Origin of the sequence: Denitratimonas tolerans (assembly GCF_037203605.1) — a bacterium.
GTDB classification, from domain to species: domain Bacteria; phylum Pseudomonadota; class Gammaproteobacteria; order Xanthomonadales; family Xanthomonadaceae; genus Denitratimonas; species Denitratimonas tolerans.
Genome location: NZ_JBBDHC010000018.1, coordinates 1 through 20,134 on the forward strand (window position 1 = coordinate 1; position 20,134 = coordinate 20,134).

The 20,134-nt window shown below is 68.4% G+C and carries 19 protein-coding genes; 9 read left to right on the top strand and 10 right to left on the bottom strand.

All coding sequences use genetic code 11. The features are described 5' to 3' along the window. Window positions 1-103: 103 nt before the first annotated feature. The 6 genes from WB794_RS11545 to tsaD all read right to left on the bottom strand — a co-directional run bounded on the left by WB794_RS11545 (window position 104) and on the right by tsaD (window position 5,842). On the bottom strand, window positions 104-517 hold the full coding sequence (locus tag WB794_RS11545) for a hypothetical protein (RefSeq protein WP_337336009.1): 414 nt from the start codon (window positions 515-517) through the stop codon (window positions 104-106). Between the two features lie 518 nt (window positions 518-1,035). Beyond that, window positions 1,036-1,983 carry a hemerythrin domain-containing protein gene (locus WB794_RS11550; RefSeq protein WP_337336010.1) on the bottom strand — a complete coding sequence of 316 codons (948 nt, stop codon included), beginning with the start codon at window positions 1,981-1,983 and terminating at the stop codon, window positions 1,036-1,038. Between the two features lie 44 nt (window positions 1,984-2,027). Beyond that, window positions 2,028-2,948 carry a hydroxymethylbilane synthase gene (gene hemC / locus WB794_RS11555; protein ID WP_337336011.1) on the bottom strand — a complete coding sequence of 307 codons (921 nt, stop codon included), beginning with the start codon at window positions 2,946-2,948 and terminating at the stop codon, window positions 2,028-2,030. Next, the gene (locus WB794_RS11560) at window positions 2,945-3,676 is read right to left on the bottom strand and encodes a LytR/AlgR family response regulator transcription factor (RefSeq protein ID WP_337336012.1); all 732 of its coding nucleotides are present in this window, start codon (window positions 3,674-3,676) and stop codon (window positions 2,945-2,947) included. Before WB794_RS11560 ends, hemC begins: the two co-directional genes overlap by 4 nt. Continuing rightward, window positions 3,676-4,683 carry a sensor histidine kinase gene (locus WB794_RS11565; protein ID WP_337336013.1) on the bottom strand — a complete coding sequence of 336 codons (1,008 nt, stop codon included), beginning with the start codon at window positions 4,681-4,683 and terminating at the stop codon, window positions 3,676-3,678. The genes WB794_RS11560 and WB794_RS11565 overlap by 1 nt, the downstream gene beginning before the upstream one ends. Window positions 4,684-4,819: 136 nt before the next feature. Beyond that, complete coding sequence (tsaD, locus tag WB794_RS11570) at window positions 4,820-5,842, bottom strand: tRNA (adenosine(37)-N6)-threonylcarbamoyltransferase complex transferase subunit TsaD (RefSeq protein WP_337336014.1); 1,023 nt, start codon at window positions 5,840-5,842, stop codon at window positions 4,820-4,822. A gap of 143 nt (window positions 5,843-5,985) precedes the next feature. Here tsaD and rpsU point away from each other — a divergent pair, with 143 nt between their 5' ends. The 3 genes from rpsU (at window position 5,986) to WB794_RS11585 (ending at window position 7,337) form a co-directional block, all read left to right on the top strand. Then, window positions 5,986-6,201 carry a 30S ribosomal protein S21 gene (gene rpsU / locus WB794_RS11575; RefSeq protein WP_018971772.1) on the top strand — a complete coding sequence of 72 codons (216 nt, stop codon included), beginning with the start codon at window positions 5,986-5,988 and terminating at the stop codon, window positions 6,199-6,201. Window positions 6,202-6,372: 171 nt separating this feature from the next. Beyond that, window positions 6,373-6,819 carry a GatB/YqeY domain-containing protein gene (locus WB794_RS11580; RefSeq protein ID WP_337336015.1) on the top strand — a complete coding sequence of 149 codons (447 nt, stop codon included), beginning with the start codon at window positions 6,373-6,375 and terminating at the stop codon, window positions 6,817-6,819. Beyond that, window positions 6,816-7,337 carry a GNAT family N-acetyltransferase gene (locus WB794_RS11585; RefSeq protein WP_337336069.1) on the top strand — a complete coding sequence of 174 codons (522 nt, stop codon included), beginning with the start codon at window positions 6,816-6,818 and terminating at the stop codon, window positions 7,335-7,337. Before WB794_RS11580 ends, WB794_RS11585 begins: the two co-directional genes overlap by 4 nt. 145 nt (window positions 7,338-7,482) lie before the next feature. Here the strand turns inward: WB794_RS11585 and WB794_RS11590 are convergent, their stop codons facing one another. Continuing rightward, window positions 7,483-7,878: an energy transducer TonB gene (locus WB794_RS11590; RefSeq protein ID WP_337336016.1), complete on the bottom strand. Its 396-nt coding sequence runs from the start codon at window positions 7,876-7,878 to the stop codon at window positions 7,483-7,485. Between the two features lie 202 nt (window positions 7,879-8,080). Between WB794_RS11590 and dnaG the strand changes: the two genes are divergently transcribed. Then, on the top strand, window positions 8,081-9,823 hold the full coding sequence (gene dnaG, locus WB794_RS11595) for a DNA primase (protein WP_337336017.1): 1,743 nt from the start codon (window positions 8,081-8,083) through the stop codon (window positions 9,821-9,823). A gap of 34 nt (window positions 9,824-9,857) precedes the next feature. Here the strand turns inward: dnaG and WB794_RS11600 are convergent, their stop codons facing one another. Together WB794_RS11600 and WB794_RS11605 are read right to left on the bottom strand one after the other, a co-directional pair. After that, window positions 9,858-10,619, bottom strand: a complete 762-nt coding sequence (locus WB794_RS11600; RefSeq protein ID WP_337336018.1) for a hypothetical protein — start codon at window positions 10,617-10,619, stop codon at window positions 9,858-9,860. Window positions 10,620-10,807: 188 nt separating this feature from the next. Then, the gene (locus WB794_RS11605; protein ID WP_337336019.1) at window positions 10,808-12,799 is read right to left on the bottom strand and encodes an ATP-binding protein; all 1,992 of its coding nucleotides are present in this window, start codon (window positions 12,797-12,799) and stop codon (window positions 10,808-10,810) included. A 101-nt stretch (window positions 12,800-12,900) separates the two neighbouring features. On the opposite strand from WB794_RS11605, the gene cdd reads away from it, so the two are divergent. The 3 genes from cdd (at window position 12,901) to WB794_RS11620 (ending at window position 15,670) form a co-directional block, all read left to right on the top strand. Then, window positions 12,901-13,317 (top strand): cytidine deaminase, encoded by a 417-nt coding sequence (gene cdd, locus WB794_RS11610; RefSeq protein WP_337336020.1) that lies wholly within the window; start codon window positions 12,901-12,903, stop codon window positions 13,315-13,317. A gap of 563 nt (window positions 13,318-13,880) precedes the next feature. Beyond that, window positions 13,881-15,302 (top strand): RHS repeat domain-containing protein, encoded by a 1,422-nt coding sequence (locus WB794_RS11615; RefSeq protein WP_337336021.1) that lies wholly within the window; start codon window positions 13,881-13,883, stop codon window positions 15,300-15,302. Further along, complete coding sequence (locus tag WB794_RS11620) at window positions 15,299-15,670, top strand: hypothetical protein (RefSeq protein ID WP_337336022.1); 372 nt, start codon at window positions 15,299-15,301, stop codon at window positions 15,668-15,670. Before WB794_RS11615 ends, WB794_RS11620 begins: the two co-directional genes overlap by 4 nt. Before the next feature lie 211 nt (window positions 15,671-15,881). Here the strand turns inward: WB794_RS11620 and WB794_RS11625 are convergent, their stop codons facing one another. Next, window positions 15,882-16,088 (bottom strand): hypothetical protein, encoded by a 207-nt coding sequence (locus tag WB794_RS11625; RefSeq protein WP_337336023.1) that lies wholly within the window; start codon window positions 16,086-16,088, stop codon window positions 15,882-15,884. 206 nt (window positions 16,089-16,294) lie between these two features. Here WB794_RS11625 and WB794_RS11630 point away from each other — a divergent pair, with 206 nt between their 5' ends. Both WB794_RS11630 and WB794_RS11635 read left to right on the top strand, forming a co-directional pair. Continuing rightward, on the top strand, window positions 16,295-18,106 hold the full coding sequence (locus WB794_RS11630) for an FAD-dependent oxidoreductase (protein ID WP_337336024.1): 1,812 nt from the start codon (window positions 16,295-16,297) through the stop codon (window positions 18,104-18,106). 103 nt (window positions 18,107-18,209) lie between these two features. Beyond that, window positions 18,210-20,063, top strand: a complete 1,854-nt coding sequence (locus WB794_RS11635) for a 2-oxoacid:acceptor oxidoreductase subunit alpha (RefSeq protein ID WP_337336025.1) — start codon at window positions 18,210-18,212, stop codon at window positions 20,061-20,063. The last annotated feature ends 71 nt before the right edge of the window (window positions 20,064-20,134 follow it).

The following is a 20,134-nucleotide window of genomic DNA, read 5'->3' on the forward strand; positions in this document are numbered from 1 at the left end:
AAAAAGCAGAATCAAAAGCCGTGAAGCTGGCGCTTCACAAAATCCTGCCGTCAGGGGTTGACGGGGGAGTCCATACATGAATTGTTAGAACTGTTGCCAAGCTTCATTTCTTGCGGATTTCATCAATGATTACGCCTGCAAGAGCACCACCAGCACCAAAGACAACAAAAAGAGGCACGCCAATAGCGCCGCCTAACGCCGCGATGCCAGCTCCTTGACCTGAAAGAGTGAGTGCCGCTGCTGCTGCTGCCATAGCCATTCTGGCCGGGAGGCCACGCTCCTTCCAGCCAACACGTTTGAGCTCTTGCCAAGCAACCTGAAGGATAGGCGCGAGGACCTTACGATCAGTAGATGCGACAATTGCAGCCTTTGCTTTTGAGATCATAGGCATGCTGCTGTTTGACCTGATATCAAGCATGGTCTGGGCCCAAGCGCGAAGCGCTTCTAACTCGTCAGGCCTCGTGGCAACGACAATTGCTTTGCCAATCTCACGCGTTTTGTCTTGCTTCGTTTCCATGACATTCCCAATAAAGTGTCACGACAGTTCTAACTACAATTAGATGATACATCGCCGCGTAATCCCACAACCTAAACCGGGGCTTCGCAGTACGTCAAGGAAAAATCCTACCCTTGATCAAGGGATTGTCGGATTTCACCGCCTAATCCCACCACCTAACCTGCCTGCATTTGCGGACTGGGGTGGTTTCATGGAGCGATCCTCGCACAGGGCGGGTAGGCCGGCAAGCACGCGAGCGGTGGAGCGAAGCGGCGGCCTGAAGAAGCATCTGAATAACCCCTCGCGCTCGCGGACTGAAAAGGTCACCTCCGAGTGAGCGAATTGATAACAAAAGCCGACTGGTTTCTTTCCGGCTTCCCACCATTCCGGCGACTTCTCGCTCTTCCAAAGCGCCTCGGGCTCAGCAGACGCTGTGGAAGCGAAGTGGGAGGGTCTGTTCAGACTTTCTTGAAACCAAGCACATGGGTGCCCGGCGAGCATAATGGGCATCATGCAGGGGCGATCTCGGCGCGCAAGGCCTAGCGCGCTGACCCTTTCGCGATGATGGCCGCCGTCACGGCGTCGGCGCGCGCGCCGATGCGGGCAAGGAAGTCGGGATAGACGAGCTGCTCTTCCTTCTCGTCGTGGGCTTCCAGCACCAGCAGCAGACCGCGGTGCGAGGCCGGGTCGGCGATGTTCGCCAGGTGGCCGCGCAGCAGGTCGTGTTCGCGCCGCAGCGCCGCGACGGTTTCCGGGCTGCCGCCGGCGGCGAGGAAGGCGGGGAAGATGTCTTCCTCCTCGATCGCCAGATGCCGTTGCATGAGGCCGCGCAGCCAGCGCTCGCGCACGGCGTCGCCGCGCAGCGCGCCGACGAGGGCGGCTTCGATGAGCGCGTGGTCGCGGCCGAGGTAGTCGAGCAGGTCCACCGCCCCGGCGGTGCGCACCAGGAGCGCGGCATGATCGCCCTCGTCGCCCGCCAGCGGATGCCACGACAGCGTGCCGTCCGATGCCGCCAGCGCGGCGCGCACGGTGGGAGCCGGATCGAAGCGCGTGCGCAGCAGGCGGCGCTCGCCCGCGGCGAGCGCCGCGATGCCGCTTGCCAGCGCGGCGGAATCTTCCGGCTGCGCCGGCGCTGCCTCGTCCAGCAACGCGGCGCGGCCGGCCTGCGGCGCGTCGGCGATCACCGAATCGTCGGCGTGGACCTGGAGCGAGAAGATCGCATCATCGCTGCAGCGCGCGATCCGCCAGCGTCGCCCCGGCGCGAGCCAGAGCATTTCGCCGGCGCGCACTTCGCGCGTGGACGTTCCGGCATCCTCCAGCCATTCCAGCACCAGGGTGCCCTGCTCGACGCCGAGCCGCTCCCAGCGGTTGGCGCGCGCGGCGTGCCAGTTCGCGAAGCGCCCGGCGAGATCGGCGGCGCGGTGCCGGCGTCCGCGCCCGAGCGAGCGCATCGCGGCGGAGGGCGGCACGGCGGCGGCTTCAGCCATGGGCGGATGCAGCGGCATGGAGATCGGGTGCCACGCGGCCGCGCTCAGCCGGCCAGCAACCGATCCGCACCGCGCGCCAGCAGGTCTTCGGCCACCTGCGTCCCGAGGGCATCGCGGCCGGCGGCATCGGCGAAACCTTCCGCGCGCAGGATCTCGCGGCCGTCCCGGTCGCCCACCAGCGCCTGCAGGTGCCAGCGATCCACCGACTCGGTGCAGTAGCCGGCGATCGGGAACTGGCAGCTTCCGCCCAGGCGCAGGTTCATGGCGCGCTCCACCTCCACGCAGCGGCGGGTGGGGGCGTGATCGAGTGCGGCGAGCAGTGCGCGCGTGGCCGTATCATCGGCGCGGCATTCCACCACGATGGCACCTTGCGCCGCGGCGGGCAGGAAATCGGGCGGGGCGAGGCGATCCCGGATGCGCGCGTCGAAACCCAGCCGCATCAGGCCGGCGCAAGCCAGCAGGATCGCGTCGTATTCACCCGCATCGAGCCGCGCCAGGCGGGTGTTGACGTTGCCGCGCAGGTCACGCAGTTCCAGATCGGGGCGGTGCGCGCGCAGCTGCACCTGGCGGCGCAGCGAAGAGGTACCCACGCGCGCGCCGCGCGGCAGGTCGTCGAGGCAGGCGTAGCGATTGGAGACGAAGGCATCGAAGGGATCGGCGCGCTCCAGGATCGCGGCCAGCGCGAACGGTGCCTCCAGCTCCATCGGCACGTCCTTGAGCGAGTGCACCGCGCAGTCCGCGCGGCCGGCCTCGATCGCCACCTCCAGTTCCTTGAGGAACAGGCCCTTGCCGCCGATGGCGGCGAGCGAGCGATCGAGGATCTCGTCGCCGCGGGTGGACAGCGGCACCAGCTCGATGGCGAGACCGGGATGCAGCGCGCGCAGGCGGCTGGCGACATGTTCGGTCTGCCACAGCGCGAGCGCGCTCTTGCGGGTGGCGATGCGCAGCAGGGAAGGAGTATTCACAGGTTCGTCAATCGTTCGCGCACGGCGCGCAGGTTGCGGCGGCTGACCTCGAGGCAGACCGGATAGTGGCGCAGGCACACCAGCCCGCGCCCGTCGGGATGGTGCTGCAATTCGCGGATCTCGTGCGCAGCGACCAGGCAGTTGCGGTGCACGCGGATGAAGCCGTCGCCGAACTCGGCTTCCAGCGCCTTGAGCGTGTCTTCGATCAGATCCTCGCCGTGGCTGTGGTGGACCACGACGTATTTGTCCTCGGCCTGCAGGTAGCGGATGTCCTGCACCGGAATCAGGCGCAGCGATCCGCGCATCCGCGCCGACAGGTGCGAGCGTCGCGCCGGCACCGCGGCAGGCGCAGCCCGTGCCGGCATGCCGTGGCGAAAGCGTCCGGCGCGCGCCAGCGCTTCGGCCAGACGCTCGCCGCGGATCGGTTTGACCAGGTAATCCACCGCCTGCGCCTCGAACGCGGCCAGGGCATGCTCGTCGTAGGCGGTGCAGAAAATCACCGCCGGCGGATTGGGCAGCTGCGCCAGATGGTGGGCTGCCTCCAGCCCGTCGAGCACCGGCATCGCGATGTCCAGGATCACTGCATCGGGCACCAGCCGGGCGGCCAGCTCGCAGGCTTCGCGCCCGTCCGCGGCCTCGCCCACCACCTCGTATCCGCCGATGTCCGCGATCAGGTCACGCAGTCGGCGGCGGGCGAGGGGCTCATCGTCGGCGATCAGCAGTTTCATCAGTCCAACGGCACGAACAGGGTGGCGGCATAGTAGCCGTCCTGCGCGCCGGCCGTCATGCGGGCGCGGGGACCGTAGCGGTGCGCCAGGCGCTGCGCGATGGAATCCTGGGCGTGGTGGTTGCCGTGCGATGGCGTGGCCACGGCCGGCAGCGGGTTGCCGACGCGGACTTGCAGGAAGCGTCCGTCCACTCGCGCCTCGATGCGGATCGTTCCGCCCTGCGGACACCGCGCAATCCCGTGCACCACCGCGTTTTCCACCAGCGGCTGCAGGATCAGGCGCGGCAGCGGCAGCGCGCGCGGCAGGTCGTCGGGCAGCACCCATTCCACCGCAAGACGCGCCCCGAGGCGCAGCGCCTCGATCGCAAGATAGCGCTCGGCCAGGTGCAGTTCTTCGGCCAGGCTCGATTCGCCGCTGCCGCTGCCCAGCGCGGCGCGGAACAGTTCGGAAAGATCCTCGACCGCGCGTTCCGCGCTGGCCGGTTCGTGCCGGATCAGGCCGGCGATCGAGTTCATGCTGTTGAACAGGAAGTGCGGCCGGATGCGCGCCTGCAGCGCCTGCACCTGCGCCTGCGCGTGCGCCGCCACGTGCGTCTGCCACTGCGCGGTCACGTAGAAATAGCGCAGCAGCGTGGCCGCCAGCAGCAGCGCCACCGCCATGCACACCAGCACGAAGCGGCCGGTCTGCGCCGGCGGGACGGTGAAGCCCAGTTCGAGCTGCTGGTCGAGCACCGCCACCACCCAGGTCGCGCCGCCCACGATCACCACCGGCAGCGCCAGCGCCAGCGCCACGCCGACGGCGAAGGGCAGGCGGTCGATGGCCGCGCGCAGCTTGCACAGCACCGCCGCGCACGACAGCGCCAGCCACTGCGCCAGGAGGCTGGCGGTGAAAAGATCGGTCCAGGCACCGGAGGCCTGCGGCGGGCGCAGCAGGATCGCGGTCAGCACCGCCACCTCCACCGCCACCATCACGCCAAACAGCGCCTGCGGGCGGCAGAAATCGGGCATCCAGGCCCGCCGGGACGCAGCGGACGGAGTCATGGCACGGGAACGCGGGGCGGCGGCATGGTGCCAGCCTAGCAAAGGCGGCGGCGCGCACCACCGCGTTCGGCGGCACAACCGGGCCGGCGGTCGGCGGACCGCCTCAGGCCGACGCCAGCGCCGGCAGCGTGGCCATGTCCCAGCGCGGATGCGCCCGGATCGCGGCACCCTCGCGCTCCCCGGCCGCAAGGCGCAGCGCGCCGGCGAAGGCGATCATCGCGCCGTTGTCGGTGCAGAACTCCAGGCGCGGAAAGCACACCTGCACCCGGCGGCGCTCGGCCAGCTCGGCCAAACGCTCGCGCAGTCGCCGGTTCGCGCCCACGCCGCCGGCCACGACCAGCGCGCCGCGGCCGGTTTGCACCAGGGCACGTTCGCACTTGATCGCGAGGGTTTCGGTCACCGCCTCCTCGAAGCCGCGCGCGATGTCGGCACGGGTCTGCTCGCCCTGGTCGGACTGCTGCCAGGCCAGAAGCACTTGGGTCTTGAGCCCGGAAAAGCTGAACTCCAGCCCGGGGCGGTCGGTCATCGGGCGCGCGAAGGTGTAGATGTCCGGGCGTCCCTGCTGCGCCAGCTTCGCCAGGTGCGGGCCGCCCGGATAGGGCAGGCCCATCAGCTTGGCGGTCTTGTCGAAGGCTTCGCCGGCGGCGTCGTCGAGGGTTTCGCCCAGGAGCGCGTAGTCACCGATGCCGCGCACGTCGACCAGCTGGCTGTGTCCGCCGGACACCAGCAGCGCCACGAACGGCGGCTGCGGGGCGTTTTCCTCCAGCAGCGGGGCCAGCAGGTGGCCTTCCATGTGGTGCACGCCGATGGCCGGGATTTCCAGCGCGAACGCCAGCGCGCGCCCCAGCGCCGCGCCGACCAGGAGGGCACCGACCAGACCCGGCCCGGCGGTGTAGGCCACGCCGTCGAGGTCGGCCAGGCCAAGCCCCGCCTGCGCCAGGCACTCGCGCACCAGCGGCACCAGCTTGCGCACGTGGTCGCGGCTGGCCAGCTCCGGCACCACCCCGCCGTAGTCGGCGTGCAGGCGGATCTGGCTGTAGAGGGTGTGGCTGCGCAGGCCGCGGGCGGTGTCGTAGACCGCCACGCCGGTTTCGTCGCAGCTGGTTTCGATGCCGAGGACGATCATGGGGATTCCGCTGTGGGTGCCGGCCCGGGAAGCGGCAGCAAGGCGGCAACTTGCGTCCGGCGTATCTTGGCCAGTATCATACGCGGCTCGCACAAAGATCGGGGATCCATCCCCGGCACACCCCCGATAGATCCGGAGCTTCCATGCCCAGCGTCAAAGTCCGCGAAAACGAGCCGTTCGAGTTTGCCCTGCGTCGCTTCAAGCGCACCTGCGAAAAGGCCGGCGTCCTGGCCGAAACCCGCAAGCGCGAGTTCTACGAGAAGCCGACCCAGGAGCGCAAGCGCAAGGCGGCCGCCGCGGTGAAGCGTCACCTGCGCCGCGTTTCGCGCGACGTGACCAAGCGCCGCCGCCTCTACTGAGGCCAGGCCCCGCCCGTCAAAAAGCCGGCCGCGCACCCGCGTCGCCGGCTTTTTGTGTTTGCTGGACAGGGATTCGGGATTGGCGACTCGGGATTGGCAAGAGCGTCAGCCGTCGCCCGGAACCCCGCCATCGAATCCCCAATCCCTACTCCCCAATTCCGGACCTCAGCCATGACCCTCAAGCAACGCCTCACCGATGACATGAAGGCCGCGATGAAGAGCGGCGAGAAGGAGCGCCTGGCGACGATCCGCCTGGTCAATGCCGCGATCAAGCAGCGCGAAGTGGACGAGCGCATCACGCTCGACGATGCCGCGGTGATCGCGGTGCTGGAGAGAATGCTCAAGCAGCGGCGCGATTCGGTGTCCCAGTTCGAGGCCGCCGGGCGCGAGGACCTGGCCGCGGTGGAGCGTGCCGAGATCGCCGTGATCGATGCCTACCTGCCGGCCAAGATGGACGAGGCCGCGATCAGCGCCGCCATCGCCGAAGCCATCGCGCAGACCGGCGCGGCCGGCCCCGCCGACATGGGCAAACTGATGGGCGCGCTCAAGCCGCGCCTCGCGGGTCAGGCCGACATGGGCCTGGTCTCGGCCCTGGTGAAGAAGGCGCTGGCGGGCTGAACCGGCCCGCTTCGCGACACGGCGAGGATTTGCCCGACATGACCCTCCGGCTTCGGCCCGCAGCGCGCGATGACGTGCCGCTGATCCTCGACCTGATCCGCGCCCTGGCCGATTACGAGAAGCTCGCGCACGAATGCGTGGCGAGCGCCGACGCACTCGCCGCCACGCTTTTCGGCGAGCATCCCGCGGCCGAGGTGGTGATCGCCGAATGCGATGGCGAGGCCGCCGGCTTCGCGCTTTTCTTCACCAGCTATTCCACCTTCCTGGCCCGCCCGGGCCTGTATCTGGAAGACCTCTTCGTCTATCCGCACCGGCGCGGCCGCGGCGTGGGCCTGGCGCTGATGCGCCACCTCGCGCGCCTGGCGGTGGAACGCGGGTACGGCCGCTTCGAGTGGTCGGTGCTCGACTGGAACGCCCCGGCCATCGCCTTCTACCGCCGCCTCGGCGCGGTGCCGATGGACGGCTGGACCGTGCAGCGGCTCACCGGGGACGCGCTGCGGGCGCTGGCGCAGAGCTGACCCGGCGCTTCCGCGCCCCATCGCGGCCACAGTCGCTCCTGCATTGCAGCATCCGGGGCTTCGCAAGATTTCGTAGGAGCGAGCTTGCTCGCGATACCGTGCACCGACGCTCCCTCAACCCACCCGGTATGCGGCGCGCGGGAGCTCACCGGTCGTCGGCTTCGGACACCCCCACGTGCACAGCACCGGCGCGACGCTCGAAAACGAAGCGGTAGGCGCGCAGCACCGGCACTGGGGCACGTTCCAGCGCATTCCCGCAGCTTCCGTCCGCCTCCGCTCCGGGCACCAGCCGGCACAGCAGGCTGGGCATATAGCGCCAGGTGCGCACGGTCTGCGCCACGGCGGCGTCGAAATCCCGCGCCATTTCTCCTTCGATCATTCCGCATCCGGGCGCATCGCGCAGCGGGCGGCTGGATTCCACCTCGCCGCGCTCGCCCACGGTGATTTCCACGCAAACCTCCAGCCGCACCGGCGCGCGTTCCAGCCATTTCGCGGGATAGGGCGGCATCGCGCGCGCATCCTCGGCGATGGGGGTCCCCATCCGGAAGTCTTCGCCGGAACTCAGCGCGTGGCGTTCTGCATCCGGCGGCTCGAGCGACGCGAGGGAAACTTCACCGGATGCCTGCGGCTTCAGGGACGCGCAGCCGGTCAGAGCCAGAACGACCAAAAAGAAAACTCGGCAAACCGCCGCGACCTTCATCCGGTTTCCTCGAAACGCGCCCCTTGCACCCTATCATTCGCCCATGGCCCGCATCCCCGACGCCTTCATCGATGACCTGATCGCCCGCACGGACATCGTCGAGCTGGTCGGCGCGCGCGTGGCACTCAAGCGCGCCGGGCGCGAATACCAGGGCCTGTGCCCGTTCCACGACGAACGAACGCCCAGCTTCACGGTTTCTCCGACCAAGCAGTTCTACCACTGCTTCGGCTGCGGCGCGCACGGCAGCGCGCTGCGTTTCCTGATGGAGTACGACCGGCTGGAGTTCCTCGATGCGATCGAGGACCTGGCCAAGCGCGCCGGAGTCGAGGTGCCGCGCGAGACCCGCCAGCGCAACGAGGACGGCGGCCTGCGCCGCATGTACGACACCCTGGGCGAGGCCGCGCGCTGGTTCCAGGCCCGGCTCGCCGACTCCCGCCGCGCGCAGGACTACTTCGCCCGGCGCGGCATCGACGCGGCCACGCGCGAGCGCTTCGCGCTGGGCTACGCGCCGGAAGGCTTCGACGGCCTCAGGAACGCGCTGGGCACCTCGTCCGAGGCGCTGCGCCTGCTGGAGCAGACCGGCATGCTCGCCAAGAGCGACGGCGGGCATGTGTACGACCGCTTCCGCGAACGGGTGATGTTTCCGATCCACGACCGGCGCGGGCGTCCCATCGCCTTCGGCGGGCGCATTCTGGGCAAGACCACGGCGGACGGACGCGAGGCCGGCCCCAAGTACCTCAACTCCCCCGAGACTCCGCTCTTCCACAAGGGCCGCGAGCTGTACGGCCTGTGGCAGGTGCGCCAGGCACACTCGAAGATCCCGCGCCTGATCGTGGTGGAGGGCTACATGGACGTGGTGGCCCTGTTCCAGTACGGCATCACCACCGCCGTGGCCACGCTCGGCACCGCCACCACGCCCGAGCACGCGGAGCTGCTGTTCCGCAACGCGCCGGACGTCTTCTTCTGTTTCGACGGCGACAACGCCGGTCGCCGCGCCGCCTGGCGCGCGCTGGAGTCGGTGCTGCCGCGGATGAAGGAAGGCCGTCAGGCGGCGTTCCTGTTCCTGCCCGAGGGCGAGGATCCGGATTCGCTGGTGCGCAAGGAAGGGGCCGCCGGGTTCGACGCGCGCCTGGCCGCCGCCGTGCCGCTGTCGGAGTTTTTCTTCGCCGAACAGTCCGGGGACGTGCGCCTGGACACGCTCGACGGCCGCGCACGCCTGGCCGAACGCTGCAAACCGCTGCTGGCGCAGATCCCGGACGGGGCCTTTGCCGACCTGATGCGCCAGCGCCTGGGCGAGCTGACCGGCCTTGCGGCCACCGCACCCGTGCGGGGCACCGCCACCGTTCGCCCCGCACGTCGCGCCCAGGGCCACGCCGCCGCGCCGCGCCGCAGCCTGGTGCGCAGCGCGATCACCCTGCTGCTGCAGAACCCCGCGCTGGCGCTGGCGCTCGAACCGCCCTGGCGCTTCGCCGGCCTGCGCCAGCCGGGCGTGGAACTACTGATCGAACTGCTCGATCACATCCGCGCCCACGCCGATGTGGACCTGCGCGCCGGCAACCTGATCGAACACTTTTCCGGACGCGAGGAAGCCGCCGCGCTGGAGAAGCTCGCGCTCGCCCAGCTTCCCGGCGACGCGGCGACCTGGCAGATCGAGCTCACCGACGCCATTGCCCAGCTCAGCCGCCAGACCCGCCAGCAGCGGATCGAGGAGCTCATGGGCCAGGGCGAGCTCGACGCGGCGCAGAAGGACGAATTGCGCGAGTTGCTGCGCGCCCGGGCCGGTTGACAGGCCCGGCCGCGGCGTGCGGCTGCGCGCTGCGTCAGGGCGATTCGGGCACCGTCTGGATCCGGCCCGCGTTCACCAGCCAGGACTTTCCGCCGGTGTTGACGTACAGCGGCTTGCCCGCGCGGCCGCCGATGTAGGCGTGCAGTTCGTTGATCTCGCCGCCTGCCGGATCATCGAAGCGCAGCGCGTCGGCGTCGGCCGGGTTCTGCAGCACCGCGCAGCCGGAGGCCAGCGGCCCGAAGCTCGTGACCGTGTTGCCATCACCCGACACCTGCGCGCGGTAGGTGCCGCCCAGGAGCAGCACGTCGGAAAAGGCGGCGTGCGGCATGAGGTACGCGCTCCAGCCGCCCGATGCGTCGGGAAACACGAGGGTTTCGTAGCTGGCGGAACAGGCGTTGTACGGGGTGGCCTCGGCGTTCTGCCGGGCGCGGAACTGCGCGGCTTCGCGGGCATCCAGCGGAAGGTCGTCCAGCCGTTCCATCCCGCCCAGCGCCTGGCCGGTGCGGTTCACCGAAATCCGGTAGCGCCCGACCGGTTCGCCGCCGCGGCGGAGGCGAATGAAGGTGACCTGATAGATCTCTCCGCTCCGGGTCGCCACCCAGCCGGCGATCTCGTCATCGCGCCGATAGGCGCGTACGTCCTCACCGGCCGCGCGCGCGGCCTCGATGACCCGCTCCAGATCGAACAGCTCGGCACCCCGGCGCTCGGCCTGCTGCAAGGTGGCCGCATCCTGGGCCTGCGCGGAAACCGCGACCAGTCCGAGTGCAATGAATACCATTCCCGTCAAATACGACATTCCGCCTTTCTCCCTGTCACCCGGTCACAGCCCATCGCGCCGTGGCGGGCGACCGGAATTCGATGCTGAGCCACACAATATAAGCAATCGCCACACCGTGCACTCGTGATGGCTTTCCGGTTTCGCGATCGGCCCCGACCCTCAGCGCGCCATTCCCCGCCGAGGTACGGGCTGGAGCCTGCGGCCAATCAGGAGCCGGTTCTGAGCACGAGCCGGAACTCGACCCCATCCCCGCCCGGCAGGTTGGCGGCGCGCGCGTAGCCGCCGTGGCGCTGCGCCACCAGCCGAACCACGTGCAGGCCGAAACCCAGGTGCGGCACGCCGTCGCCGCGCTGACCCGTGCCGCGCAGGCTGACGAGCGAATCGAACAGGCGGTCCTGCATCGCCTCGGGCAGCGGCGGACCGGCGTTGGCCACCACCAGCTCGACCGCCTCGCCGCGCGCCGCCAGCGCGATCAGCACCCAGCCCTGCGGCGGGCAGAAACCGCGGGCGTTGTCGATCAGCTTGTCGAGCGCCTGTGCGATGAGATCCGGCGCACCGCGAAACGGCAGCGGCTGCGGCGGCAGCATCAGCTCCAGCCGGCGCGGGGCCAGCAGCGCGCGATAGCCCTCGGCACAGTCGGCCACCAGCGCGCGCAGGTCGAAGTCCTCGGCCTCGGCGCTGGCGATGGCGCGCTCCACGCGGCTGGCCTCGCTCATCGCGCGCACGATCGCGGCGAGGCGATCCACTCCGGCGCGGGCACGCTCGACGTAGGTGCGCGACGCCGGCTCCAGCGCTTCGCTTTCAAGATTCTCGAGCGAGGATCGCACCACCGCGATGGGCGTATGCAGCTCGTGCGAGAGGGTGCCGGCGAGGCCGCGCAGGTACCCGCTGTAGGCGCCCACCTCGTCGAGCAGGCGCTTGAAACTGCGGGAAAGATCGCCCAGCTCGTCGCCGGCGCGCGAGGCGACGAAGCCGGCACCGGCGTTCTGTCCTTCGCGTGCGATGGCACGCTCGGCGGCGCGGCTCAGCGCGCGGATGCGCGCGCTCAGGCGGCCGGCGAAACCGAACAGCGCCAGCCCGACCACCAGCATCGCCAGCACGGTCACCAGCATCAGCCCGCTGACGGCCTGCCCGGTCAACAGCAGCGCCTCGCCCTGGCGCTCGAGCAGCAGTGCGCCGCGCGTCTGGCTGCCGATGCGCACCGGCACCGCGGTGGCCAGCAGCAAGCCGCGGCCCTGATCGAGCGCATACCACGCCAGCGCCGGCGGTCCGGACAGCGCCTGCCACAGCTCCTGTCGATCCAGCAGGCCACCGGCCGCATCGGCCGGGGCCGGGACCGGCGGCACCGGAGTCACCGTCCGATACAGCAGGCCGCGCCAGCGCCCGATCGGCCTGGAGCCGTCGGTGAAGCGACCGGCGCGCGCCAGCACCCAGCCGTCGGCCTGGGTCAGGGTGGCGCGCACGCCGTCCGGCACCAGGCCATCGAGCAGGGCCTGCAGCGCCTGCGGGGCGCGCTGCACCTGCCAGCGCCCTTCGGCCAGGTCGCCGCCGGTCCCGCGCGGGGTCGGAGGCAGCGCAGGATCGGAGAAATCGAGCGCATCCAGACCCAGGCGCAGCGGCAGATAGCCGGCCGGAAAGCGCAGCTCGACCCGATAGCCGGCCGCATCTTCCTCCCAGGTGCCGTGCAGCCGCGGCGCTTCCCGACTGGCCAGCGCGACGGCGGCCAGCGCGCCGGGCGCGGCGTTGGCCAGGCGCAGGCGATGGGTGCCGCGCGCGTCTTCCAGCACCAGCACGAGCTGGTCGGCGCGGCCGGCCTGCGGCAGACCGGCGTCGGCGCGAACGCGGCTGGCATCATCCACGGCGGCAAAGAGATGGAGTTGGCCCTCCGACCATGCCAGCGCGAGGCGCAGCCCCGGTGCCAGCGCCTGTTCCACCAGGCCCTGTGCGCGCCAGTCCTCGTCATAGCCGTCCAGCGACAGCGGCGCGGCGGCTTCCTGCACGAACAACGCCGGGCCGGCATCGGGAAACACGGGGGCCTGCGTCGCGACCGCGCGCGCCAGCATCTGCGCCGAGGCGAGCTGCACCTGCGCCTGACCCTCGCGCAGCAGCGTTTCCAGCTGGCGCACCAGCAGCCATCCGCCCACCGGCAGCACCAGGATCGAAAGGGCCAGCACCAGGAGTTTGCTGCGCAGGGACATCGCGATCGATCGGACGGTGGAGCGCACTAGCATGGCGCAGGTCGCAGCCCGCATGGAAACACCTGCGGCTAAGATGACCCTCCGCCACCGGTACCACGCCCATGCCGCTTCCGCCCGAATCCGCCGATCTGATGCGCGCCGCCGAACGCGCCTCGCGCAGCGCCTACGCGCCCTACTCGCGCCTCAACGTGGGTGCCGCGGTGCGCAGCGCCAGCGGCGCGGTCTATGCCGGCTGCAACGCGGAGAACGCCGCCTTCCCGCTGGGCAGCTGCGCGGAAGCCAACGCCATCGGTGCCGCCGTGCTGGCCGAAGGCCCGGCGCTCAGGCTGGTGGAGGTCGCAATCAGCGCGCACGAGGCCGACGGGCGCGCGGTCACCATTCCGCCCTGCGGCGGCTGCCGCCAGCGCATCGGCGAGTTCGGCCCGCACGCGCGGGTGCATTTCGCCACCGAAGACGGCGGCGTGCGCACGCTGACGCTGGACGAACTGCTGCCCGAGAGCTTTCGGCTGGAGCCGTAGGAAAACCTCCCCGTAGCGCTCCGAAACAGCCGCACGGCCGTCAGGTCCGGCTGTGTGGGTCGCGTGTGGCGTATCGGAGCCAGTCCAGCGGCCCGCCGTCCAGAAGCGGGAAGAGGCTCCCCCGGTCATCAAACGCTGCATCAACTCCTTCGCCGCCAGTGACTCCCCTGTCGGCGGGCCGGGCTGCGCCTCCCCCGCCATTCGGCTATCCTCGCCCACGGAGCGCTGTAACGGCGCTCCGGGAGCTTGAGAACTCTCGCAGAAGCGGTCGAGTGCGTCCGCAACGCACTCCCTGGCCCTGAGGCCGGGGAGGCGTCGGCGCATGTCCAAGGCGCGAGCCCAAAGGCCGGCGCGGCTCTCTTCTGCGAGCTTCTTAACTCCCCGGCCACCCGGAGGAAGCAAGCGACATGTGCGTATCCAATCACATCCATCGTCTTTTCCAGCGCATGGGCGCGGCGCGCAGTGCGCGGCGGCGCTCTGGTTCCTGATGGCCTTGCCTCTTGCCACACCCGTTCTGGCGCTGCCGCAACTGGTGTGCGTCGCGCCCACGGTCCAGACGGAGCATGGGACCACGCGCGAGCCACGAACCTGCTGGTTCGAGGACGACGTACGATGACCTCGATCGTCTGGAGTCGGTCCTCGCGGGCCTGGGCAACCAGGGATTCACCTACGACGCCAGCGGCAACCGCGAGAGCCACACCCATACCGGCACCGCCAGCAGCTACACCCTTGCCCCCACCAGCAACCGCGTCAGCGCCATCAGCGGCGGCCTGAATCGCAGCTACACCTACAAGCCCACCGGCCAGGTAAAGAGCATCACCGGCCCGCTGAGCCTGAATGCCGAACCGGAGCCGGCGCTGGGTGAAGGTGAGTACGGGATGGGTGGGAGCTACATCGAACCCGCCTTCGCCCGTCGTTCCTACGAAACCCCCGCCGCCGAACCCCACAGCACCCAAAGCCTCTTCGCCGACGGCTTCGAGAGCACGACTCCGCCGGCATCGACCTGGCAGTTCACCTACGACCCCTTCAACCGCCTGAGCGCCATCACCGGCCCCGGCCTCAATGCCGGCTACAAGATCGCCGCTACCGGCCTGCGGGTGGAAAAGAGCGTCAACGGGGTCACCACGCGCTTCGTGTACGGGTTGAACGGACAACTGCTCTACGAGCGCAACCTCGCGACCGGCCTGCGCACCCAGCACCTCTACCTCAACGGCCACCCCATCGCCTTCGTGCGCAACAACGGCTCGGGCAACAGCAATACCCTGTACCACCTGCACGCCGACCATCTGGGCCGCCCCGAGCGCATCACCGACTCGACGAACGCCATCGTCTGGCGCGCAAGACTGGCCGCCTTCAACCACAGCGTGACCCTCGACCAGATCGGCGGCTACCCCCTCGGCTTCCCCGGCCAGTACCGCGACACCGAAACCGGCTTTGCCTACAACATCCACCGCGACTATGACCCGGCTACGGCGCGGTACTTGCAATCTGATCCGATCGGGCTCAATGGCGGGATCAACACCTATGCGTATGCCGAGGGAAATCCTGTGATGATGACGGATCCATTGGGGTTGGAGGGCGTGGGTTATTGGAACAACGGTGCGATGACCAATCTCACCGGAGGTGTTTCCGAGTGCGAGGCTGCAGCATTTATCGACTCCGCCCTGAATATTACTCCATTCGTCGGAATGGCAAAACAGATGTGGGAAGGATCCGCGGACTTTTTTGACTATGGGTCGTCTTTTACAACGACTGCTTCTGCAGTTCTCGAGTGGAGGGTGTCTAACGCCTTGCGTGAGGATCGTAATAGACGCTTGATACAAGCCGATGTGCTTACAGATTCCGGGCGACATCCGAAGTATGACTGGGCGGAGACTGGAGTAAAAAATATGAAGTTCGTTGCGAAAGGCCTTTTTATCGCCGGTTTAGCAATTGAGGTGCGCGAATTTCAAGAGAAGATCGCGCAATGCGGGTGCGATAAATGATGTTTTTAAATAAAATTGAGGATGTTCAGGCGGCTTATGCGGCGGCGGCGGCTCCCGTTGTAATTTTTTTGGCTTCCATTGGCTTTGCTGAAACTGGGGTTGGGGTGATTGCGGGAGTCTTGTTTCACTTGTGCTTGTGTTTGCTTATTGAGGTGACTCTTGCAAAGGCAAAGAGTGAAAATTCTGAGAGCTCGAGTCGGGTTAGTAAAATATTTTTCTTTTCGACAATTATTACTGCGCTAGTTATGGTATTAGCTATTGGATACGCTCTAGTAAGGCGGGATGTTGATGCCCGCACAGTAATGTTTACTCTGGTTTCATCTTCCTGGATTCTGGGCGCATTTTTGAAGATGTGTCGACGGTTATAAATCAACCCATCAAGTACAGCGCTAATTGTGCCTACGGGCGACAAGATCGAGTGGTTCCAGCTAAAGTTCGGAGCATTGCGACAACGGCCCCACCCGCGACGAGCGCTTCGACTTCAACAGTCGCCTGACGCGCATCGTCACCGGCGATGGTCACCACCTGCTGGGCATCGTCGGAGTCCGGCACACTAGCGTGGCACCCACTCTGACGCGCTCACTTCCGCTCCGCGAACAGGTATTCGTATAGAACCCCGGCTACTGCGCCGACCACCGGCAGGGCCACCTTCAGGCCGTCGAGATCGCGCTGCGGGAACAGCCAGACCAGCGCGAAGGCCAGCGCGAGTCCCAGCGCCAGACCGACCACGAGACCGAGCGAGGCGGGCAGCCAGTCCAGCGCGCTGGGGCCAGTGAAGCCGTGCATGGGGAAATGCCTCCGGTGCGATGGGGTGGGTTCCGGCGGCGGGAAACGCGTCCTTCCGGCCGGCAGGGAGCGATGGTGACAGGACCGCGGCGGCCGCGCGCGCAGGCCCGCATCCGGCGCATGCTGCACCGCTCCTTTGCGTCCCGGCGCGTAGCGGTCTAGCCTTGCGGCCAGCCAGCGTCATGCGAGCCGACTACGAGGTAGACGTGGAACCGTCCGATATCCGCAACCCCGCCTACTTCCACAAGGTCGTCGACTGCCAGTGGGCCTGTCCGGCCCATACCCCGGTTCCCGAATACATCCGCCTGATCGCGGCGGGCCGCTATTCGGACGCCTACCTCATCAACTGGCGCGCCAACGTCTTTCCCGGGATCCTCGGCCGCACCTGCGACCGGCCCTGCGAGCCGGCCTGCCGGCGCGGGCGGGTGGAGGAATCCTCCGGCAACACACCCGAGCCGGTGGCGATCTGCCGCCTCAAGCGCGTCGCCGCCGACATGAAGGACGACGTGCGCGCGCAGTTGCCGAAACCTGCGGCGCAGTGGAATGGCCGCCGCGTGGCCTGCGTGGGCGCCGGGCCGTCCTCGCTCACCGTGGCGCGCGATCTGGCACCGCTGGGTTACAAGGTCACGGTGTTCGAGGCCGAAGCCAGGCCGGGCGGCTTCATGCGCACCCAGGTGCCGCGCTTCCGCCTGCCGGAAGAAGTGATCGACGAGGAGTGCGGCTACATCCTGGACCTGGGCGTGGAATTCGTCGGCGGGCGACGCATCGAATCGATGAAGGCGCTGCTGGGCGAAGGCTATGACGCGATCTTCGTCGGCTCGGGCGCGCCGCGCGGGCGCGATCTGGATCTTCCCGGCCGGCAGGAGGCCGGCGCGCACATCCAGGTCGGCATCGACTGGCTGGCCTCGGTCTATTTCGGCCACGTCACCAAGGTGGGCCGACGCGTGATCGTGCTGGGCGGCGGCAACACCGCCATGGACTGCTGCCGCTCGGCCAAGCGCCTGGGCGGCGACGAGGTGAAGGTCATCGTGCGCTCGGGCTTCGACGAGATGAAGGCCAGCCCCTGGGAGAAGGAGGACGCGATGCACGAGGGCATCCCGATCCTCGACTGCCGCGTGCCCAAAGCCTTCCTGCACGAGAACGGCCGCCTCACCGGCATGGCCTTCGAGAAGGTGCGGGTGGAGTACGGCGCGGACGGCCGCCGACGCCTGGTGCCAACCGGCGAGCCGGACGATATCCACGAATGCGACGAGGTGCTGATCGCGGTCGGGCAGGAAAACGCCTTCCCGTGGATCGAGCGCGACATCGGCATCGCCTTCGACGAAAAGTGGGACATGCCGGTGGTCGATGAGCTCACCCACCAGTCGAGCCTGCCGCAGGTGCTGTTCGGCGGCGACGCCGCCTTCGGCCCCAAGAACATCATCTGGGCGGTGGCACACGGCCACCAGGCCGCGATCTCGATCGACCTCCTGCTGGACGCCGCCGATACCCGCGAGCGGCCGGGGCCGATGTTCAACCTCGTGTCGCAGAAAATGGGCATCCACGAGTGGAGCTACGACAACGAGATCTCGCCCGATGCGCGCTTCAAGGTGCCCTGGGCCGATCCGGCCAAGGCGCTCAAGAGCATGAGCCTGGAAGTGGAGCTGGGCTACGACGCGGACCTGGCCTGGAAGGAGGCCCAGCGCTGCCTCAACTGCGACGTGCAAACGGTGTTCTCCACCGAGCTTTGCATCGAGTGCGACGCCTGCGTCGACATCTGCCCGATGGACTGCATCAGCTTCACCGAAAACGGCGAGGAGGCCGAGCTGCGCACCCGCCTCAGCGCGCCGGCGCAGAACCTGGAGCAGGCGCTGTACGTCTCCACGCCGGTCAAGACCGGGCGGGTGATGGTGAAGGACGAGGACGTGTGCCTGCACTGCAGCCTGTGCGCCGAGCGCTGCCCGACCGGTGCCTGGGACATGCAGAAGTTCTTCATGGAAGTCGCGCACGCCGGCGATGCGCCGCCGGAGGCGTCGTGAGGGTTTCAGCGTTTCAAGCGCGTGCCCACGGCGCTCACCACTCCGCTCCAGCCCGTCTGGTCGGAAAACAGGACACCAAGGCATTTCGCCCGGAACCCGCCGCATGACCCCGATCACCGCCGTCAACGATTTCGTCGTCAAGTTCGCCAACGTCAACGGCTCGGGCTCGGCCTCGGCCAACGAGCTGTTCGCCAAGGCGATCCTGCGCATGGGCGTGCCGGTCAGCCCGCGCAACATCTTCCCCTCCAACATCCAGGGCATGCCGACCTGGTACGAGGTGCGGGTGTGCGAAGCCGGCTGGCTCGGGCGGCGCGGCGGGGTAGACCTCGCGGTGGCGATGAACCCGCAGACCTGGGACGCGGACGTGAAGGAAATCGCGCCGGGCGGCTACCTTTTCCATGATTCGACCCGGCCGCTGCCGCGCTCGAAGTTCCGCGAGGACGTGCGCACCCTCGGCATGCCGATCACCGCGATCTGCAACGAAACCTACAGCGATCCGCGCCAGCGCCAGCTGTTCAAGAACATCATTTACGTCGGCGCGCTCGCGGCGCTGCTGGGGATCGAGGTCGAAACCATCGAGGCCTTGATCGGCGAGCAGTTCCGGCGCAAGCCCAAGCTCTTCGAACCCAACCAGCGCGCGCTGCGCATCGGGTACGACTACGCGTGCGAGCACTTTGCCGATGCGCCCACCGGCCTGTCGGTACGGCGTGCGGACGCGGTGGGGAACCGCATCTTCGTGGACGGCAACAGCGCCGCCGGGCTGGGCTGCGTGTACGGCGGTGCCACCGTCTGCGCCTGGTACCCGATCACCCCGTCGACCTCGGTGGTGGAAGCCTTCGAGAGCTACTGCGGCAAGTTCCGCACCGATGCCGAAACCGGCGAGCGCCGCTGCGCCATCGTGCAGGCCGAGGATGAAATCGCCTCGATCGGCATGGTGGTCGGAGCCGGGTGGAACGGCGCGCGCGCCTTCACCGCGACCTCCGGCCCGGGCGTTTCCCTGATGACCGAATTCCTCGGCCTGGCCTACTTCGCCGAGATCCCCGCGACCATCATCAACGTGCAGCGCGGCGGCCCGTCCACCGGCATGCCCACGCGCACCCAGCAGGCCGATCTGTTGTCCTGCGCCTACGCTTCGCACGGGGATACAAAACACGTGCTGCTGTTCCCGCAGGACCCGGCCGAGTGCTTCGAATTTTCCGCCGCCGCGCTGGACCTGGCCGATCGCCTCCAGACTCCCGTGTTCCTGATGAGCGATCTGGACATCGGCATGAACCAGCGCCTGTGCGAACCCTTCGCCTGGGACGAGGCGCGCGCCCACGATCGCGGCAAGGTGATGGACGCGCAGATGCTCGATACGGGCGTGGACTTCGGCCGCTACAAGGACGTGGACGGCGACGGCATTCCCTGGCGCACATACCCCGGCACGCACCCGGACAAGGGCGCGTTCTTCACCCGCGGCACCTCGCGCGACCCTTACGCGCGCTATTCCGAACGCGGTCCCGACTACATCTACAACATGGAACGGCTGCTGCGGAAGTTCGACACCGCCAAGGCGCTGGTGCCCCAGCCGCAGCTGCGGCGCGCGGCAGCGCCAACGCGCTTTGGCGTGATCCACTTCGGTTCCACCGCGCCGGCGATGGACGAGGCCATCGGCACGCTGGATTCCGACGGATTCCATCTCGATACCCTGCGCCTGCGCGCCTTCCCGTTCCCCGATTCGGTGGCCGGGTTCATCGCGGCGCACGATCAGGTCTTCGTGGTCGAACAGAACCGCGACGCGCAATTGCGCTCGATGCTGATCAACGAGTTCGACATCGACCCGGCGCGGCTGGTGCCGATCCTGCACTACGACGGCACCCCGATCACGGCGCGCTTCATCGCGCGCGCGCTGCGCGAACGCCTGGCGGCCGGCGCCGCCGTCACCGCCCCGAAGGCGGCGGCGCTCAGCGCCGGATGAGGAGGCGAACGATGCGCATCCAGAACCTTTTACACCTTCAGCCCGCCCTTTGCCCCGCCGGGAAAAGGACG

What these genes read in the sequence shown, in the direction of transcription:
- WB794_RS11620 (WP_337336022.1), top strand. Translation starts at nt 15,299, where the DNA reads ATGATGTTTTTAAATAAAATTGAGGATGTTCAGGCGGCTTATGCGGCG.
- WB794_RS11580 (WP_337336015.1), top strand. Translation starts at nt 6,373, where the DNA reads ATGACCCTCAAGCAACGCCTCACCGATGACATGAAGGCCGCGATGAAG.
- WB794_RS11600 (WP_337336018.1), bottom strand. Translation starts at nt 10,619, where the DNA reads ATGTCGTATTTGACGGGAATGGTATTCATTGCACTCGGACTGGTCGCG.
- WB794_RS11565 (WP_337336013.1), bottom strand. Translation starts at nt 4,683, where the DNA reads ATGCCCGATTTCTGCCGCCCGCAGGCGCTGTTTGGCGTGATGGTGGCG.
- WB794_RS11590 (WP_337336016.1), bottom strand. Translation starts at nt 7,878, where the DNA reads ATGGGGACCCCCATCGCCGAGGATGCGCGCGCGATGCCGCCCTATCCC.
- WB794_RS11545 (WP_337336009.1), bottom strand. Translation starts at nt 517, where the DNA reads ATGGAAACGAAGCAAGACAAAACGCGTGAGATTGGCAAAGCAATTGTC.
- WB794_RS11605 (WP_337336019.1), bottom strand. Translation starts at nt 12,799, where the DNA reads ATGTCCCTGCGCAGCAAACTCCTGGTGCTGGCCCTTTCGATCCTGGTG.
- dnaG (WP_337336017.1), top strand. Translation starts at nt 8,081, where the DNA reads ATGGCCCGCATCCCCGACGCCTTCATCGATGACCTGATCGCCCGCACG.
- rpsU (WP_018971772.1), top strand. Translation starts at nt 5,986, where the DNA reads ATGCCCAGCGTCAAAGTCCGCGAAAACGAGCCGTTCGAGTTTGCCCTG.
- WB794_RS11635 (WP_337336025.1), top strand. Translation starts at nt 18,210, where the DNA reads ATGACCCCGATCACCGCCGTCAACGATTTCGTCGTCAAGTTCGCCAAC.
- WB794_RS11560 (WP_337336012.1), bottom strand. Translation starts at nt 3,676, where the DNA reads ATGAAACTGCTGATCGCCGACGATGAGCCCCTCGCCCGCCGCCGACTG.
- WB794_RS11625 (WP_337336023.1), bottom strand. Translation starts at nt 16,088, where the DNA reads ATGCACGGCTTCACTGGCCCCAGCGCGCTGGACTGGCTGCCCGCCTCG.
- WB794_RS11550 (WP_337336010.1), bottom strand. Translation starts at nt 1,983, where the DNA reads ATGGCTGAAGCCGCCGCCGTGCCGCCCTCCGCCGCGATGCGCTCGCTC.
- WB794_RS11615 (WP_337336021.1), top strand. Translation starts at nt 13,881, where the DNA reads ATGGGACCACGCGCGAGCCACGAACCTGCTGGTTCGAGGACGACGTAC.
- tsaD (WP_337336014.1), bottom strand. Translation starts at nt 5,842, where the DNA reads ATGATCGTCCTCGGCATCGAAACCAGCTGCGACGAAACCGGCGTGGCG.
- cdd (WP_337336020.1), top strand. Translation starts at nt 12,901, where the DNA reads ATGCCGCTTCCGCCCGAATCCGCCGATCTGATGCGCGCCGCCGAACGC.